Raw genomic sequence first — 14,395 nt, 5'->3', positions numbered from 1 at the left:
CACCTCAACATTTAATCATTTGGCTCAGGTGTAAGATGGACAGGGTACAGGTGATAGGTAAACTTTAAATCACAATAAGCATTTGATGATGTTCCATCACTTCCCATACAGATATACAGTCCATAACCGGCTGGAACTCTGGCCTGCCGCATTTGAATATGAATGTGCAAGGATTCTGCTGAAGTATTCGATCCGACAGGTGTACTCCGTTGAATTCTGGTGAACGTCTCCTCATCATTGGAAATATACAAGTCTAGTTCCTTTTCACTAGTATCCGATTGACGACAAAGAGTTATCAAATGGCAATCATAAGCCGTCGTATACAATTCTCCGCCCTGACCGCCAATAACCACACTATTAATAGGTAATATCGTGTGCAAAGGACCACGGACACTGTTTGCACCGCCTGAACCCGAGACATTACCCGACAAAATATATCTTGAATAGGCCGAACGGGTGAAGTCACTAATAATAGCCGTTGCTGTGGATGAGAGAGGTATTGCGGAAGTCACATTTTCTGCTCTTTCAAGTAGAAAAAGGCTCTCACCTGCCTCAACGGTAGTACTACCTATGGAAAACCTCTGACTTGTCCAGTAAGCTGTACAAATTGGGTTTGGATCAGTCCCAGTTCCATAGGCAATATTCATTTCGTCATCAATGCCCCTTATAGCTCTAGCAAGTGTCTTAACTGTATTACGAAGGGTGTCTTGAATTAGAACCTGCACATTATTTGCAGCTGGACTACCCAAAGCTGTAACGAAGGTATATGTTATCATGCCAATCACTACATTGTTTCCATTTGCTATGTTGTTAAATGTGATGGCTGCTCTCCGGCTAATCATATCCGGTGCACTAGCTGTTTCTATTGGATGCAAATGGTTGAGTAGAATACCTGTTCGCCTATATAAATTTTCGCGGGTATCCTCAACCAAATTGTGTGTTGTATTTAGCAAATCATAGTTGTTGTTTAATAGATTGTAAGTGAGGTTGAGCAGATTATTTATTTCATCAATATCCAGTTCAGCTAAAGCTGAAAGCACTTTATTTAACCATTCCTGTGCAGGAGGTTCTGGTGGTTCAGCAATTCCATCCACAAGAGCATCCTCGACTATGGTTAGTATTCTTGTGCTCTTTCCAACCACATCACCATAAGTAACCCTTATTTCAAGCCGACCAACACCAACAAATGATGTGTCAGTTGCATTGGGCTGCCATGTAAGGACACCATCAGCGTAGTTCGTGACTACCGGATATGCAACCCCATCAGGCCTTTTGTAAATCGCATTTAAGGAGGCACTTGAGTAGTTATCTTCCAGTAGGCTTGATACATCAAACTCAATATTTCGGTAATTGTGTTCACCGCGTCGACCAATGAATACCGTTACCGCTTTCGTTAAGTCAATCATATTTCATCACCTGGCTTAGGAGGTTCCTCATCACGACCATGTAGTTGCTTAAGAACCGCCTTTAGTTTTTCTGGGATGGGTAGTCCAATATGACCTGCATTCTCCAAAATGGATACACCCTCGTTACTTAGGTAGAAAAAGATTACCGCTGTTCGCAAAGCGCTGCTATCATATCCTGCACTCCCCAAAATTTGTGTATCAAGAATATGAGCGATACCTACCATTACAAAGATGAGAACCTTTTTGAAAATTCCCTTGGCACCAATTTCGCTGGACAGCTTTTTATCTGTAATCGCACAAAGGACACCTGTCAGATAATCAATAGCTACAAAAGTGACCAGTGTATATAGAAATCCGTCAAACTCGCCGAGAAACCATCCAAGAAAAGCACCAACAGCCGCAAAAGCTAACTGTATCCAATTCCAAATCTCTTTCACTGTAAACACCTCCATTACATTAATTTGTGTATTTAAAAAAGCACCCCTGTAAAATACAAGAGTGCTGTTGCCGTATCACACACCTTACAGCATCAGTATAAGATCGTGGATTTGTTGCATCACATCCGCCTTTGGACGCCCTGTTCCAATAGGGAGCCATGTCACAGGTGGTATATCAAATGCTGCAGAAGAGTCAAAACCATTAACCACTGTAATGATAGTATCAATAGCCTTTCGGATTTCAGTAATGTGAAATGGCCATTTTTTAACTGTTGTTCTTCCCGCAATAATCTCTTCACTCCAAATTACAGGGGATAAGTTGTAATAACTTAGCACTATATTTAAAGCGGTTCGAAGCGTCTGAATATGTGCTGCCTTTACGACAGTCTCATTTGCAGTAATCGTTTCAAAAGGTGGCGGTAATATAGTAAATGTCCTGACAACTTCTGTGCTTGCAGACTCAATATCACTATCAAGACAGCGGAAGGTTACAGTATGGTTTCCTACTGCAAGCGGTTCCGCTTGGTACACCGTACTAACACCATTTCCCAGATAGCCACTCGTAGAAAATCTCTCAGGATTATCCACACTATTAACCCACTCACCTGAATCAATCTTTACTTCCACAATCTGTGTCTGACCGTCTGGTTCAGTGCCTGTAGTAATCATAAAGCATGGTGTAGTGTTATAAGTAGACTTTCCGGTCATAGGACTGACGATGATCGGAGCAGCAGGCGGACTGTTTTTCTTTACCGTGTTACTAACCACATGGCTTGAAACTGCATCAAGTGTATCTGTTACGTTTATTCGATAGCGGGTATACATTCCAGGTACCGGGGAAGCATTTACCTGATGGGTACCTGAAGTAGCACTTGAAATAATAGTAGTCAATGCTTCGTATACCGACCAATTTATACCGTCTGCTGATGTAGCTTGTTGAATAACATATTGCTTGATAGCACTGGTTCCCGGTATTGTTCCGCTCCACATAAGAGTTACTGTATTCGTCTCATATATTGAAGGAGTTGCAGTAAAAGAAGTAGGCGGAATGGGCAGTGTATTTCTGCGGACAGTGTTGCTAGATATAGTCCAGTCAGAATAAAAACTCTCTCCAGCCGTACCACGTGTCCTAACTCTATACCTACGGTAATAACCGCGAGTTGTCGGTGGGCTAACAACTACGCTGCCACTTGTTGTTGAGGTAACCGTTATTGTTAATGCTGTCCATGCTCCCCATGTGCTGTTATCTGCCGAGTCACTATATTGAATCTCATAGGATGTGATGGTGTTGCCTGCTCCACTGGATGCACCACTCCATGAAAGAGTAACATTTCCTTCAGCTAAAGTTGAACTTACCGAGCAAGCAGTAGGTGCTCCACAAGCCGTGATATCACAGTAAATACTATTACTGATTTTTTCCGATGAGTAGACATCGAGATTATCTATCGTCCATACACCAAATTGAGTATATGTTCCTGGAACTCGTGACACGTTAGGGTTATAACTACCTCCACTAGCCGATAGGGCCAATATGGTTAGAACATTCCATGAACTCCATGTACTGTTATCCGTAGATGTTCGACTAGCAATCTGGTACCCCTTGATTGCACTCGTACTTCCAGAAGCTCCGCTCCAAGTAAGCGTAATTGTTTCATCACTATAATTGATTGGAGTAGCAGTCACTGTAGTTGGTGGGCTAGGAACTGTGTTTCTGCGAACAGAGTTCGACGATACTCTCCAGCCTGAATAATAACTTGCTCCTGCTGTACCTCGAGTTCGCACCCGAAACCTACGATAATTCCCCCGTGTTGATGGTGGTGCAACTGACAAGCTGCCACTAGTAGCCGTGGTGGTTACTGTAGTTAGTGCTGTCCACGATCCCCAATTCAAATTGTCAGCAGAATCACTATACTGTATCTCGTAGGAGGAGATGGCATTATTTGTACCACCGGAAGCACCACTCCATGATAATGTAACATTGTCCTCCGAGAGGGTTGCACTCAATGAACAGGATGTCGGAGCACTACAAGCTGTGGTTCTTATTGCCCAGTTAATGGTTAACACTATCTGGCTTAAATCATCTCTAGCTCGAAATCCCATATAGTTTAGTGTGCTGGAGCCAGCATCCATGAATAAACAATTACTAGCTCCACTACCGATGGAATCAATGAGTGCGGTGGAAATTGCGATATCCTTTGTACCCTGTCCGGCAGAAACAGTATAGCTATATCCAGAAGTAACTTTCGTAGGTCTACTCCCGGATATGCTGGTACCCGAACTAGGAGATGGCAAACCATATGCATTTCCAGCATAAAGTGTTATCGTTCTGGCTGAACCCCAATCACCTGCAGCTATCCTAACAAGACGAATACTGGCAGAGGTAGGATAATAGTTTGCATAGGTATTTCGAATACTTGTAAGGTCAAATAACATGGCACCAACATTCTCATAATTATTGGCTGGGGCATAAACCCCTTGTCGAACGTAGTCGGTTACACCCGCAATCCAACTGCCATTACGCCATGTACAAGCATTTATCGCTTGATAGGTTGCCATAGAAATTCACCTCACTCGTAAACCGCCGATACCAATGAGTTCACTAACCCACAAAGGCTGGTGTTTAATCTGGTATCAGTAATGTTATTTGCTGCTATTGATGTAGCCGCAGCAGGTACAAGAACGTCTGCAATACCGAGTTCATACACATCGCTGGTTCTTGTTAAGTCTGGAGCCACTGGTGTAGCAGCTGGAGTCCCTGTAACAACTGCAAGCTGAATATTCCTGCTGATTTGGCTTAAGCGAACAACAATCCGGTCAATGCGTGGATTGCTACCGTGCGCTGTAGCGAGGGGCATATTTAACGCATCTGTATTCTCATATCTATATCCATTAATCCACGCACTTCCAGCCGCCACGCTTACTGCCAATCCCATCCCTGGTGATACCTGCAGATTTGTAGCTGTTTTATAAAATATCCCGTTTGAAACAAGACTTCCAAAGTATGCTGCAAAATCCGTGGCATCATAGACTCTATCTCCATCGGATGAATTGAAAAATCCGCTTTTCTCCATACAAAAATTCCTCCTTCCTAGATGGTTTTCGTATACTCGATAACCACGTAGCCCGTATAATCTGTCCGGTCAATACCAGGTTCAACAACGACATTTGTTTTATCCACATAAAGGCCGATTTGTGAAGCGAAGTTGTTATACCGTGCAAGCGGTAGTGGCAAGAAGTTAGTGCCATTTGTTGCAAAGCCAGATAAACTAACAACTGTACTTAGGTTTGCAATACCATGGGCTACGCTCCCAGGAGTAGCATTGGGAAGGGAGCCGAGGTTTACAACTTTTCGATATATTACCTTACCATCTATCCATAGACGCCCTGTGTTTTGTTCTGTCATAGAGTAATCAGTAAACGCAGAGGAGATTTTAGTTGCTGTAATCGTTCGTTCTGCAATCTTTGTACCAGTGACCGCTCCATTTGCAATCCGTGCTGTAGTTATTGGATCGTTATTAATATTTAACCAGTTCGCTTCACCAGACGGATTGTTAAACACAAAAACAGATATCACATAAAACGTCATTGTATTGCGTGATATAAAAAATCCCATTGCCCGCTGATATCCGTTTCCCGTGTTATCCCCGCTATGCTTTACCAAAAAGACATGCCCGTCATCGCTTGGCTGATCACTGAATTTGTTGCCGCTCCACGAGGTGAAATAAAAGGCATCTCCAGGGCTCATATGGTGCAGGGCATACTGGCCGATCGATATAGCTCCTTCTCCAACAATTACCTCAAGTGAGGGCAGTTTCCCAAACAGATTGTTGATACTATCGGTAACAGTATCTCCTTGGATATTGGGGTCAAGATCATGAATATCTCCAAGTGTTTCTGACACATTGCCTAATGCTTCTGCAATATCAGAGATGCCAGTTGGGGCAGATAATGCCGTTTTAACCTCACTCATATCAGAGCGAATTTTTTGAGCTATTGTTAGCTCGCTCTTTCCGAATACTACGCTGATGCTTTGACCGTCCGCGTCATAAGTCTCCTCCACTTCAGCGATTCGTGTTGTCATAGATACACCCCATGCTTTGGAAATAACCTTAACAACCTGGCCAAGGTCAAAGTCTACCTTATAAGTCAGGTTGCCATGTGGGTTAACTGATGTATCAAAGGAATATCGTATTACTTGCTCATTTAGCTTGCTCTGCCCACGAAAAATCAGCGTATTGATATAGTCCACTCCAAAATCTTCTGCCCGTAGGTCTTTAGCATCCACAAAAATCTCATGTCGAGTTTCTCCCGATCCACTTGTAATTGCTACAAATGTCCGCTCTGCACCTTCGCCCTCCCCACCAACAAGAGCAGTGTTAGCAAAATCTGCTGCACTTACTGTATAAACCTGCTCAGTTAGGTTCTCATACTCCTTAGAGAACACTGCCTGTGATTCAGTCCCCTTATACAGCATTATTGTAAAAACCCCTGTTTCAGGAGTAAAAATAGTCTTGATACCAACCTCCGAAACTTCACATAGTTCCGTCACTGCGTCCATCAAGTTGCGGTACGAAATCTGGGTGCTAATGGGTATATCCAGGCTTGGGGATGAAAAGGATATACCGCTGATCTTTCTTGCTACATCAGAAGGATTGATAAGGTTATTTTCTATAAGTTGCTCCACACAATCAGAAATGTCACCGGACAATTTCTCCGTTTGCCATACAATGCGTCTAGCAAGAAAGGACGTGGCAAAGCGACCACTTACCGTAATAAATTCCTGATCCGTCTGAGACAAGGAAAGATGCTCAATAATCCCAGCTTCTTCATCATCGTTCTTCAAAATGATATTTCCTTCTTTTAGAAGTTCGGCATTCTCTTGTGTGGCGATGGCTTTTAGTTCAAATGAACCACACTGAGAATAACGCCGTGTCCATCGAAGATATTCGAAAGATTCCACGATGCCCACAAGCTCCCGGTTTGTATTAAAGATATATAGTTCCATACTCACACCCCCAGAAATTGTGGACGAAAGTAAATACTGACCTCCAACAGTTCCATATTAACTGAAGCGTCATAGCGCAGTGTGTTAGTACCTGCCGCAAGCTGGAAAAACGTTGAATTGGTGTCCAATAGTGAAAAAGCATTTGTAACCGTTGACCCTACAACCTGGACCACACGCTTACCAGCGAAATGGGTATACACACGAAGTTCATCACCAGCACTCATTGTAGTGAGAAGCCGGATATATTCTCCCGTGTCTATGTTTAGTAGTTCAGGGTTGGTAACCGTACCCAGTGCTCGAAATACGATTTCGCATCCACAAGATACATCACCAATGTTTTCTACTGTGATGATTTGGCTCGGCTGACGCATTCCAAACTCCATACCACTTACTGGTATCTCCAGTTCAAACTCAAATAGAGGTATCCATGATGCCAGTTCCTCTCTCACCTCATCCAATGTTTCGAAGAAAGGGGATGGACATAGTAAACTTACAAAGAAGTTTGGTATGCGTTGTCTAGTAGAAACAGTAAATCCTGCTTCCTCTACCACACAAGCAATTTGCCGTCCACGATATAAAAGAGTTCCTCGCATTTTTGGAGTAAATATCTTAAGAAATCTCTGTCTCCGTACATAAGCCTCGTCAAGAGAATCCGCTACGACCGTACCTTCTAGCGTGATATTACGCATATCCAGTGTGGAGGAAATATAAAAAGCACCGTCTTGATCCGGTGCCTTAAATGTATTAACGGTCTGGCGTATGTTGCCTGTTCCGTCTATCTTGGTAAGAAAATACGGGCGGCTTTGTTTTAGGGTGATACTCTCACCGTTTGAGTTAATATAAGTAAGTTCCACTGCCAGACCTCCTTTAATATTCTAGTGCCAGTTTGCGAGACAGATTTTTGAATTCCCTGGCTAATTCTTTTTCAGATAGAGGCTTTGGTGACACAACAGAGATATTTTGAGTGATACTTGTACCATTGGCATTCCCTTGCCCAGATAAACCTCTGTAATTAAAATCAAAACTAGTTGGTACAGCATTTTGCATATCCCTTGAAACTGCTGTCATTGCATCCTCAAAACCTACACCAATCCCTTCACCCATATTGTGGCCAATTCCAGCAAATAGCTTTGAAGGTGAACTGATGCCGAAGAAATTCTTAATCTTTGATACAACATTGCCGAAAAATCCAGAGATTTTACTCCATAGCCATGCACCTGCATCTGAAATACCTTGCCACAGACCTTTGATTAAGTTTCCACCTACTTTAGCCATCTGGCTTATATAACTGGTAAAAGCATTGACCAATCCTGAGATAATCTGAGGTACAGCCTTGACGATCTCTACGATTATCCTTGGAAGATTCGCAATTAATGCCACAAACAGCTGAACACCGGCCAAGATGATCTTGTCGATGTTACCTACAATAGCGTTTACCAAGGATGTTATTATTTTCGGAATAGCCCCAACCACAGTAGTGATAATTTGTGGGAGTGCCTGTATGAGTGATATTAATAGACGTATGCCCGCATCTATAATCAATGGAATTGACCCAATAACTGCACTGATAATACTGTCGATAATCTGCGGGATTGCTTCCACGATTGCTGTGATGATAGTAGGCAGTGCTGTAACCAATGAAGTCAATAATTGAATACCAGCATCAATAATCTGTGGAATGGATTCAACTATAAAATCCACTATTGCTTTTATGATGACAGGTAAGGATGATGTTAGTTGAGGTATTGCATCTACCAATCCCTGTGCTAATCCTATAATCAACTGCAAAGCGGCATCCAAAATAAGTGGTAGGTTATCCATTAATCCTTGAACAATCTGCGTGACCGCCGAAACTGCTGCGGGTATAAGTTGTGGTAGAGCCATGCCAATACCCTCCACAAGTGCGGTTACCAGTTCTATTGCTGCATTTATGAGCAGTGGCAGATTATCAATCAACGCACCGACAATTGTCATTACTGCATCTACTGCCGCTGGAATCAGTTCAGGCAGTAAGTTCAAGAGTGTCTCCAACACCTGCGTGAACAGGCTCGTGACAGTTTCCAATAACATCGGAAGCAGGTCACCTATTGCTGTTAAAATCGCATCGAACGCAGGTGGGAGTGCGGTTACGATGTTTTCTAAAACAGGCACGATATTTTTAACGACTGCACGGAATGCATCCACAAGATTTTCCGTCAAATTTGTCATGTCTGCATTAGCGTTACCAAGTCCTGCTGTAAAAGATCCAAGTGCAGCTTGTAATAACCCAATAGAACCAGAAATGGTCTCAGTTGACTCTCTCGCAAAGTTTCCGGCATACTGCTGTGTGTTTTCAAAAAACATCTGCATTGCGACTTCCGCTTTTTCCGCTTGTGTAGCGGTATTCCAAGTGAAATCTAGTCCCTTAGCAAGAGCATAAGCTTCGATGTTTGTAGCATTCATGGCAACACCTAAGTTATCCATCATGGTAAAGTTGCCTTTTGCCGCTCCCGTAACCGCTTCCATGGCAGAAGACATATCTATACCCATAACGGATGCCATATCTGCTGCACGTTGCATCGCTTTTTCTGTCAATTCAAGACTTTTTCGCTGTTCAATGCCAGAGCCTTGGAACAATTCACCCATTTTATTAGCCGTTGCCAGATACTCACTTTGGGAAATTCCGAGATTTCTATAGGCTTCTTCACCAGTCTTTTGAATTGAAGCAGCATACGCTCCAAAGACTGCTTCTGAGCCACCTAGGTTTTGCTCCAATTCCCCAAACTGGGTAACTACCTCTTTACCCAATTTTATAGCAGCAGCTCCAGCAGCAACTGCAACTGTGCCCATAGCCACACCGATGCCCTTGAGTATACCACCAAGCTTTTCAAATTTACCTCCAGAATCTTCCGCACTTTTGCCTGAGTTGTTTAACTCTTCACCAAGATTATCTGCTTCAACCGCAGACTGCTGAAGTTCACGCTCCATATTATTGAGTTCTGCCTGAGCTCTGTTCAGCTGAATCTGCCAGTTTTGAGTTCGGCGGTCATTTTCACCGAAAGAAGAGGTGGCATTATCAAGAGCGGCCTTAAGGGTTGAAATCTTTTCTTTCTGTGCGTCGATTTCTTTATTCAAAACCGCATTACGAGCAGTGACCGACTGGATAGATTTATCGTTTTTATCAAACTGGCTGGTCACAAGTGCCATTTCACTACCCAGCACCTTAAAGGACTGATTGATATCTCGTAGGGCGTTCTTAAACTCACGCTCGCCCTCGACGCCTATTTTCAATCCAAAATTGTCCGCCATACCTTCACCTCCTCCTATATGCCTGGTGGGATAATATCATCAATCGTTCGAGTTTTCTTCGGCTTTTCGATCCCATGCCATTGCTTGTGGCAAGCCCATAAATCAAAAAACAGTCCAATTGGCATAAGCCAGAATTCCTCTGCGTCCATGCCCATCTGAACTGTTCCATAATAATAAAGTCGGGTAAAGACTTCAGCGTCCGTTACCCGACTTCCATGTTTTTTGGAGTTTCTTCCTCACTTTCCACGTTGCGCTTTGCACCTTTGAACATTGCTTCGGTGATTGCACTTTTATATTCCGCTAAATCAAGCGGTGAGGTAAGAAGCTCCACCTCTTCCTCTGTCAACAATTCTTCTGGTGCGTTCTTATTCTTAAGATTGCGAATTAAAATGGACTGGTTTGCAAGCAGTGTGATTAGCCAAACTATCTCGTCCAGTGCCATCTCAAAGTTTTCTGATTTCATCAGTTTTTCTCCAAGATTTTCAAGACCGCCGTAACGACCAGCAATTGCCTTTGTTGCACGTGTAGTTAAAACCAGTTCATACTCTTTGTCACCTATTTTAATTGTGGCACTTCTCTCATTATCCATCATTTCTCCTCCTATGGTTCAGGTGTATATACGGGTTCATAAACTTCAGTGAACCAGCCTGTTATGGTGGACGATGAAACACCGGGGTCACCTTCTGTGACTTCTGCTTTCCATGGGTGCTTGCCCAACCCATCCAGCTTGTTCCTGCGCATAACTGTTCCTTCAATAGTAGGTGTAGAAAAGGTAATGGAATCCGCCTTTGTCTGTAAGTTGGTCGCTGGTAGTCCAAACTTAACGCGATACAACCAAAAATATCGGTATGTTCCATTGGCCTTTTGCGCACGAAAACCCACTGCAACAGGTGTACCTACACTCTCACTTGCAGAAATTAATACCCCATTGTCGTCGGTGGACGCACCAGTTAGATCTGCTGCTACTGTCGGGCCAATGTCATCTACACCGAGAGTGAGCGTACCGCTGTTAAAGTCCTTCACAACCTCGGCAGCACCATCATCGGCATACAGAATTGCTTCCACTAGTTCTACCGAAAGTTCGGCAGTAATGGCTTTTGCGAGTACCGAAGGCACACCATAGGTTTCCTCGCCATTTGAGTCCTCGGTTATTTTTGCATAGTACAGTTTATCCAAACCGATAGTTGCCATATGTTATTCCTCCATTCCATAGTTTTTCGCCACGTCGATGGCGTAATGATGATATCCAGTATCATCCTCGTGACCAATATACCTACGCTCAGTCACTGTAAAATCATCGTTTAACAAAGCCGCTGTAATCTGTCTCTTCCGCTCTAAGTAGTTACTCTTGGAAAATAGTGATATCCGTGCTTCCTGCACATCAAAGCCAGGGCGGTTATCCGCATGAACTTCGAAAACATCCGAAAGTGGGAGTATCACCACGTACTCATCCGGTGCCAAACCTGAAAAAACCCCGGTTTCTACGGGGATAGGTATTGCTGTCAGAAGTGTATTTAACTCCTCTAAGATATTCATATTTTATCAATCTCCTCCTCTAGCTTGGCGATCATCGCATTGATACAAGGTTTCCTAGATGCAGTTCTCGCAGGCTTTAGGAAGGGTTTTGCAGGCTGACCATGTTTACCATATTCAATGATTGTGGCAATTTTAGCATTGCTCTCACCATCAGAACGCGGCTCGGCAAAGCCAACTTTGACATTGAAGTTTCCGTTTCTATCTTGCTTTGCACTTGAAAGTCCTAGTGAAGATAGTAGCTCCCCAGTGCTTTTGGATGGATATTTTGTATTCTTACCAATCACTTTACTTAAATTTCCCTTAACTTTATCCAGTACCACTTCACCGCCAACTTCCAGAACCTTAGGAAGAATTACATCGGTCTGGTCAGCTAATCGGGATACCTTTAAAAGGAATTCTTCTGGCATCTTTATATTCACTTTTGCCATATCCATCACCTCACGGTTGGTTCTATCTTTTCTGCTAAAACCTCGACATACATGCCTCGGTTTCTAACATCATCAACACTTAAAATCTGATATCTGCCATCATCAGAAACGATGACCATTTCACTGGTCACCCTAAGGCCAGATATTTTTCTAAACCTAAATAGGGAAGTTGCAGAAGAAAATGATGCTCTATTCGCCCACCGCTCACTGCCATGCCGATCTTCCTTGTAGGCACGTACACTGGCAAGTATGTTATCGCCTATAGCAGCGAAACCATCCTTGTCTTTAATAGGCTCTGTACTGATGATATCAATAAAGGTGTTCATCTTTCCAAAACTCATAATTTACACCTTCCAATCCCGGTCTAGTCTAAGAAGTAGGTTCACTGTGTTCCAAACCTGCTGCCCCGCTTGTACGCTATCGGCGAAGAAACCAGCCGTCGAGCCATCTCTGCTTTCGTAGAAATGACTCGACAGCATGATTACTGCCTGTTCAGTTGTTGGGGGCATGATGTTTTCAGTGTAATAACCCTCAGCAACATGCTGATAACTTTCCGCATAAGAGACGGCGGCTTTGATGTAATGCAGCAGAAGTCCATCGTCTGCGTCATGCGTCAGGATCAGATTTGCTTTTACTTTAGGGAGAAGATTATCAGTTGTCATGCCGTCCGCCTCCCTCCGGTCATTCTTCGTCTGCTGCCATTAACCCAGCCGCTTTTAGTTTAGCGAGCAGAGCATTAAAATCCGTGACAAGAGTGGCTGTATCCTCGGCTATGCTGTCGGCTTGATTAGCAGCCTTTTTTACCAGCCCAGAGACTGACTCCGTAGCATCGGTAGGATATGCTGGAGCATACAGCTTACCGTCTTCGCCGATTTTTACTTCGACGGTATCGTCCTCGCCAGCAGCTGCGGCTTTTACACCACCGAGAGTCTCCTCTGTTGCCACGAGAAGCGGATTGGCGGAGAGCCCCGTTACCGAGGCTCCTTCCTTGATTTCAAGTGTTCCGCCTATAACAGTTTTTTCTCCGCCTTGTTCGGTGTAATTCTTAGTGTTATAGCTCATAACGCACCTCCATTAAGCTTTCTGCTGAAGTACTTTTATGGCTTCAGGTAGAATTAATTTTCCATCCACACGCTGAGTAGCAACAAAGCCTACTTGGCCAGTAACAGCATAAAGTTCATTAAGCCTCTTAAATACACGACCCTGGCGATCAGCTACCCAGTAATAACTAAAATCACCAAATGCGATACTCTTTGCAGCTGCAGCAATAGTTGGCATATATGCAGAAGTATACAATGGTCGATTGAGGATAGTATCCGGTGTACCTGCCTGTAAGGAAGGTTGCCATAGGTACTGTCCTTGACCATCCTTTAGTTTACGGATTGCTTTTACAGTGGCGTCGTTCATAACGAATACAGCCTTATTACGGTAAGGTGCCTTTAGTGAATAGAACAGATCAAGTACCTCGTCCATAGTAATTGCTGTAGCACCTGCAGTAGTCACACCAATTTGGGCGCCACCTGTAGAAGCAAGGATACCTGTCGGTTTTCCAGATCCATCACCGGTAAAGAACGCCTCTTCCTCTTTGTTACCGATACGTCTTGCAAACTCCTTAGAGATGTAGGCTTCAAGATTGAACACAGAATCGTTAAGAAGCTCCTCGGAAACTTTAATCATGGTAGCGAGTTTGTAAGCTCCTATAGAAACCTGTCCGAAGCTATCATCGCTATCTGGGATAGTGCCTTCCTCATCAACCCAGGAAGCAGTACCTTTTGTAGCTACAACAGGAATTTTCCTATCGCCAGAAGATGTATTAATAACATTGGCCAGTGAACGGAAAATGTTCTCTTCTTCAAGAGCCTCTACTAAGGTACGTTCAAACTCGTCAGGCACAAGATAACCACCTTCGGAGTCTGTACCGATTTGAAGGGCATTTCTTACGTTTACATCAAGGCCTTCCCCTGCACGAGTACGCATAGCATTCCAGAATGCTTTCTTGTACTCTGCAGACGCACGTCCTGTCTTATCTTCAGCATGTTTGGACGGTGTGTTTGTAATAGGGCTACTAGTGGCTTTGGAAAGTTCTAAGTCAATAACCGCCTGACGTTCCAAACGTTCTATTTCCTTACCAAGTGCAACAACTTCAGCTTCCATCTTTTCATAGGTTTGTGTGTCCTCTGCGGATAACAATCCATCACCGCCACGTTTTGAATCAAGGAATGCCTTCGCCGCATCCCAAACCTTAGCGCGTTTCTCGCGCAATTCAAGAATTTTACTCATTGTTATTTCCTCCTT

Annotated in this window: 15 protein-coding genes; all 15 read right to left on the bottom strand. The window is 43.6% G+C overall.

Annotated features, from left to right (window positions below):
• Positions 1–11 precede the first annotated feature (11 nt).
• Positions 12–1,406, bottom strand: a complete 1,395-nt coding sequence (locus OW729_RS03240; protein WP_268059980.1) for a hypothetical protein — start codon at positions 1,404–1,406, stop codon at positions 12–14.
• Positions 1,403–1,843: a phage holin family protein gene (locus OW729_RS03235; RefSeq protein ID WP_268059979.1), complete on the bottom strand. Its 441-nt coding sequence runs from the start codon at positions 1,841–1,843 to the stop codon at positions 1,403–1,405. The genes OW729_RS03240 and OW729_RS03235 overlap by 4 nt, the downstream gene beginning before the upstream one ends.
• An 84-nt stretch (positions 1,844–1,927) precedes the next feature.
• Positions 1,928–4,399, bottom strand: coding sequence for a phage tail protein (locus tag OW729_RS03230; protein ID WP_268059978.1), 2,472 nt, complete (start codon positions 4,397–4,399; stop codon positions 1,928–1,930).
• A gap of 11 nt (positions 4,400–4,410) precedes the next feature.
• Positions 4,411–4,914, bottom strand: coding sequence for a hypothetical protein (locus OW729_RS03225; RefSeq protein WP_012102972.1), 504 nt, complete (start codon positions 4,912–4,914; stop codon positions 4,411–4,413).
• 17 nt (positions 4,915–4,931) lie between these two features.
• On the bottom strand, positions 4,932–6,848 hold the full coding sequence (locus OW729_RS03220) for a siphovirus ReqiPepy6 Gp37-like family protein (protein WP_268059977.1): 1,917 nt from the start codon (positions 6,846–6,848) through the stop codon (positions 4,932–4,934).
• Positions 6,849–6,850: 2 nt separating this feature from the next.
• A complete protein-coding gene (locus tag OW729_RS03215) occupies positions 6,851–7,702 on the bottom strand; it encodes a phage tail family protein (RefSeq protein WP_079411126.1) in 852 nt (283 codons plus the stop codon).
• 13 nt (positions 7,703–7,715) lie between these two features.
• Positions 7,716–10,136, bottom strand: a complete 2,421-nt coding sequence (locus OW729_RS03210; RefSeq protein ID WP_268059975.1) for a phage tail protein — start codon at positions 10,134–10,136, stop codon at positions 7,716–7,718.
• Positions 10,137–10,338: 202 nt separating this feature from the next.
• Positions 10,339–10,728, bottom strand: a complete 390-nt coding sequence (locus OW729_RS03205) for a hypothetical protein (RefSeq protein WP_438825485.1) — start codon at positions 10,726–10,728, stop codon at positions 10,339–10,341.
• Between the two features lie 8 nt (positions 10,729–10,736).
• Entirely contained in the window at positions 10,737–11,327 is a 591-nt protein-coding gene (locus OW729_RS03200; RefSeq protein WP_012102978.1) for a major tail protein, read from the bottom strand.
• A 3-nt stretch (positions 11,328–11,330) separates the two neighbouring features.
• Positions 11,331–11,672 (bottom strand): hypothetical protein, encoded by a 342-nt coding sequence (locus OW729_RS03195; RefSeq protein WP_079411122.1) that lies wholly within the window; start codon positions 11,670–11,672, stop codon positions 11,331–11,333.
• On the bottom strand, positions 11,669–12,100 hold the full coding sequence (locus OW729_RS03190; RefSeq protein WP_035150353.1) for an HK97 gp10 family phage protein: 432 nt from the start codon (positions 12,098–12,100) through the stop codon (positions 11,669–11,671). The genes OW729_RS03195 and OW729_RS03190 overlap by 4 nt, the downstream gene beginning before the upstream one ends.
• Positions 12,101–12,105: 5 nt before the next feature.
• On the bottom strand, positions 12,106–12,441 hold the full coding sequence (locus tag OW729_RS03185; RefSeq protein WP_268059973.1) for a head-tail adaptor protein: 336 nt from the start codon (positions 12,439–12,441) through the stop codon (positions 12,106–12,108).
• Between the two features lie 3 nt (positions 12,442–12,444).
• On the bottom strand, positions 12,445–12,762 hold the full coding sequence (locus tag OW729_RS03180) for a head-tail connector protein (RefSeq protein ID WP_012102982.1): 318 nt from the start codon (positions 12,760–12,762) through the stop codon (positions 12,445–12,447).
• 19 nt (positions 12,763–12,781) lie between these two features.
• On the bottom strand, positions 12,782–13,162 hold the full coding sequence (locus OW729_RS03175) for a head fiber protein (protein WP_407647626.1): 381 nt from the start codon (positions 13,160–13,162) through the stop codon (positions 12,782–12,784).
• 12 nt (positions 13,163–13,174) lie between these two features.
• Positions 13,175–14,380: a phage major capsid protein gene (locus OW729_RS03170; RefSeq protein WP_012102984.1), complete on the bottom strand. Its 1,206-nt coding sequence runs from the start codon at positions 14,378–14,380 to the stop codon at positions 13,175–13,177.
• Positions 14,381–14,395: the final 15 nt, after the last annotated feature.

The organism is Clostridium brassicae, assembly GCF_026738875.1.
GTDB lineage: Bacteria > Bacillota > Clostridia > Clostridiales > Clostridiaceae > Clostridium_H > Clostridium_H brassicae.
Note: the sequence above shows the minus strand (reverse complement) of the source record. Positions and strands in the feature narration are given on the sequence as shown.

Coding starts and splice junctions, on each gene's coding strand:
- OW729_RS03195 (WP_079411122.1), bottom strand. CDS start 11,672: ATGAATATCTTAGAGGAGTTAAATACACTTCTGACAGCAATACCTATC.
- OW729_RS03170 (WP_012102984.1), bottom strand. CDS start 14,380: ATGAGTAAAATTCTTGAATTGCGCGAGAAACGCGCTAAGGTTTGGGAT.
- OW729_RS03180 (WP_012102982.1), bottom strand. CDS start 12,762: ATGACAACTGATAATCTTCTCCCTAAAGTAAAAGCAAATCTGATCCTG.
- OW729_RS03175 (WP_407647626.1), bottom strand. CDS start 13,162: ATGAGCTATAACACTAAGAATTACACCGAACAAGGCGGAGAAAAAACT.
- OW729_RS03225 (WP_012102972.1), bottom strand. CDS start 4,914: ATGGAGAAAAGCGGATTTTTCAATTCATCCGATGGAGATAGAGTCTAT.
- OW729_RS03190 (WP_035150353.1), bottom strand. CDS start 12,100: ATGGCAAAAGTGAATATAAAGATGCCAGAAGAATTCCTTTTAAAGGTA.
- OW729_RS03200 (WP_012102978.1), bottom strand. CDS start 11,327: ATGGCAACTATCGGTTTGGATAAACTGTACTATGCAAAAATAACCGAG.
- OW729_RS03205 (WP_438825485.1), bottom strand. CDS start 10,728: ATGATGGATAATGAGAGAAGTGCCACAATTAAAATAGGTGACAAAGAG.
- OW729_RS03185 (WP_268059973.1), bottom strand. CDS start 12,441: ATGAGTTTTGGAAAGATGAACACCTTTATTGATATCATCAGTACAGAG.
- OW729_RS03230 (WP_268059978.1), bottom strand. CDS start 4,399: ATGGCAACCTATCAAGCGATAAATGCTTGTACATGGCGTAATGGCAGT.
- OW729_RS03220 (WP_268059977.1), bottom strand. CDS start 6,848: ATGGAACTATATATCTTTAATACAAACCGGGAGCTTGTGGGCATCGTG.
- OW729_RS03210 (WP_268059975.1), bottom strand. CDS start 10,136: ATGGCGGACAATTTTGGATTGAAAATAGGCGTCGAGGGCGAGCGTGAG.
- OW729_RS03240 (WP_268059980.1), bottom strand. CDS start 1,406: ATGATTGACTTAACGAAAGCGGTAACGGTATTCATTGGTCGACGCGGT.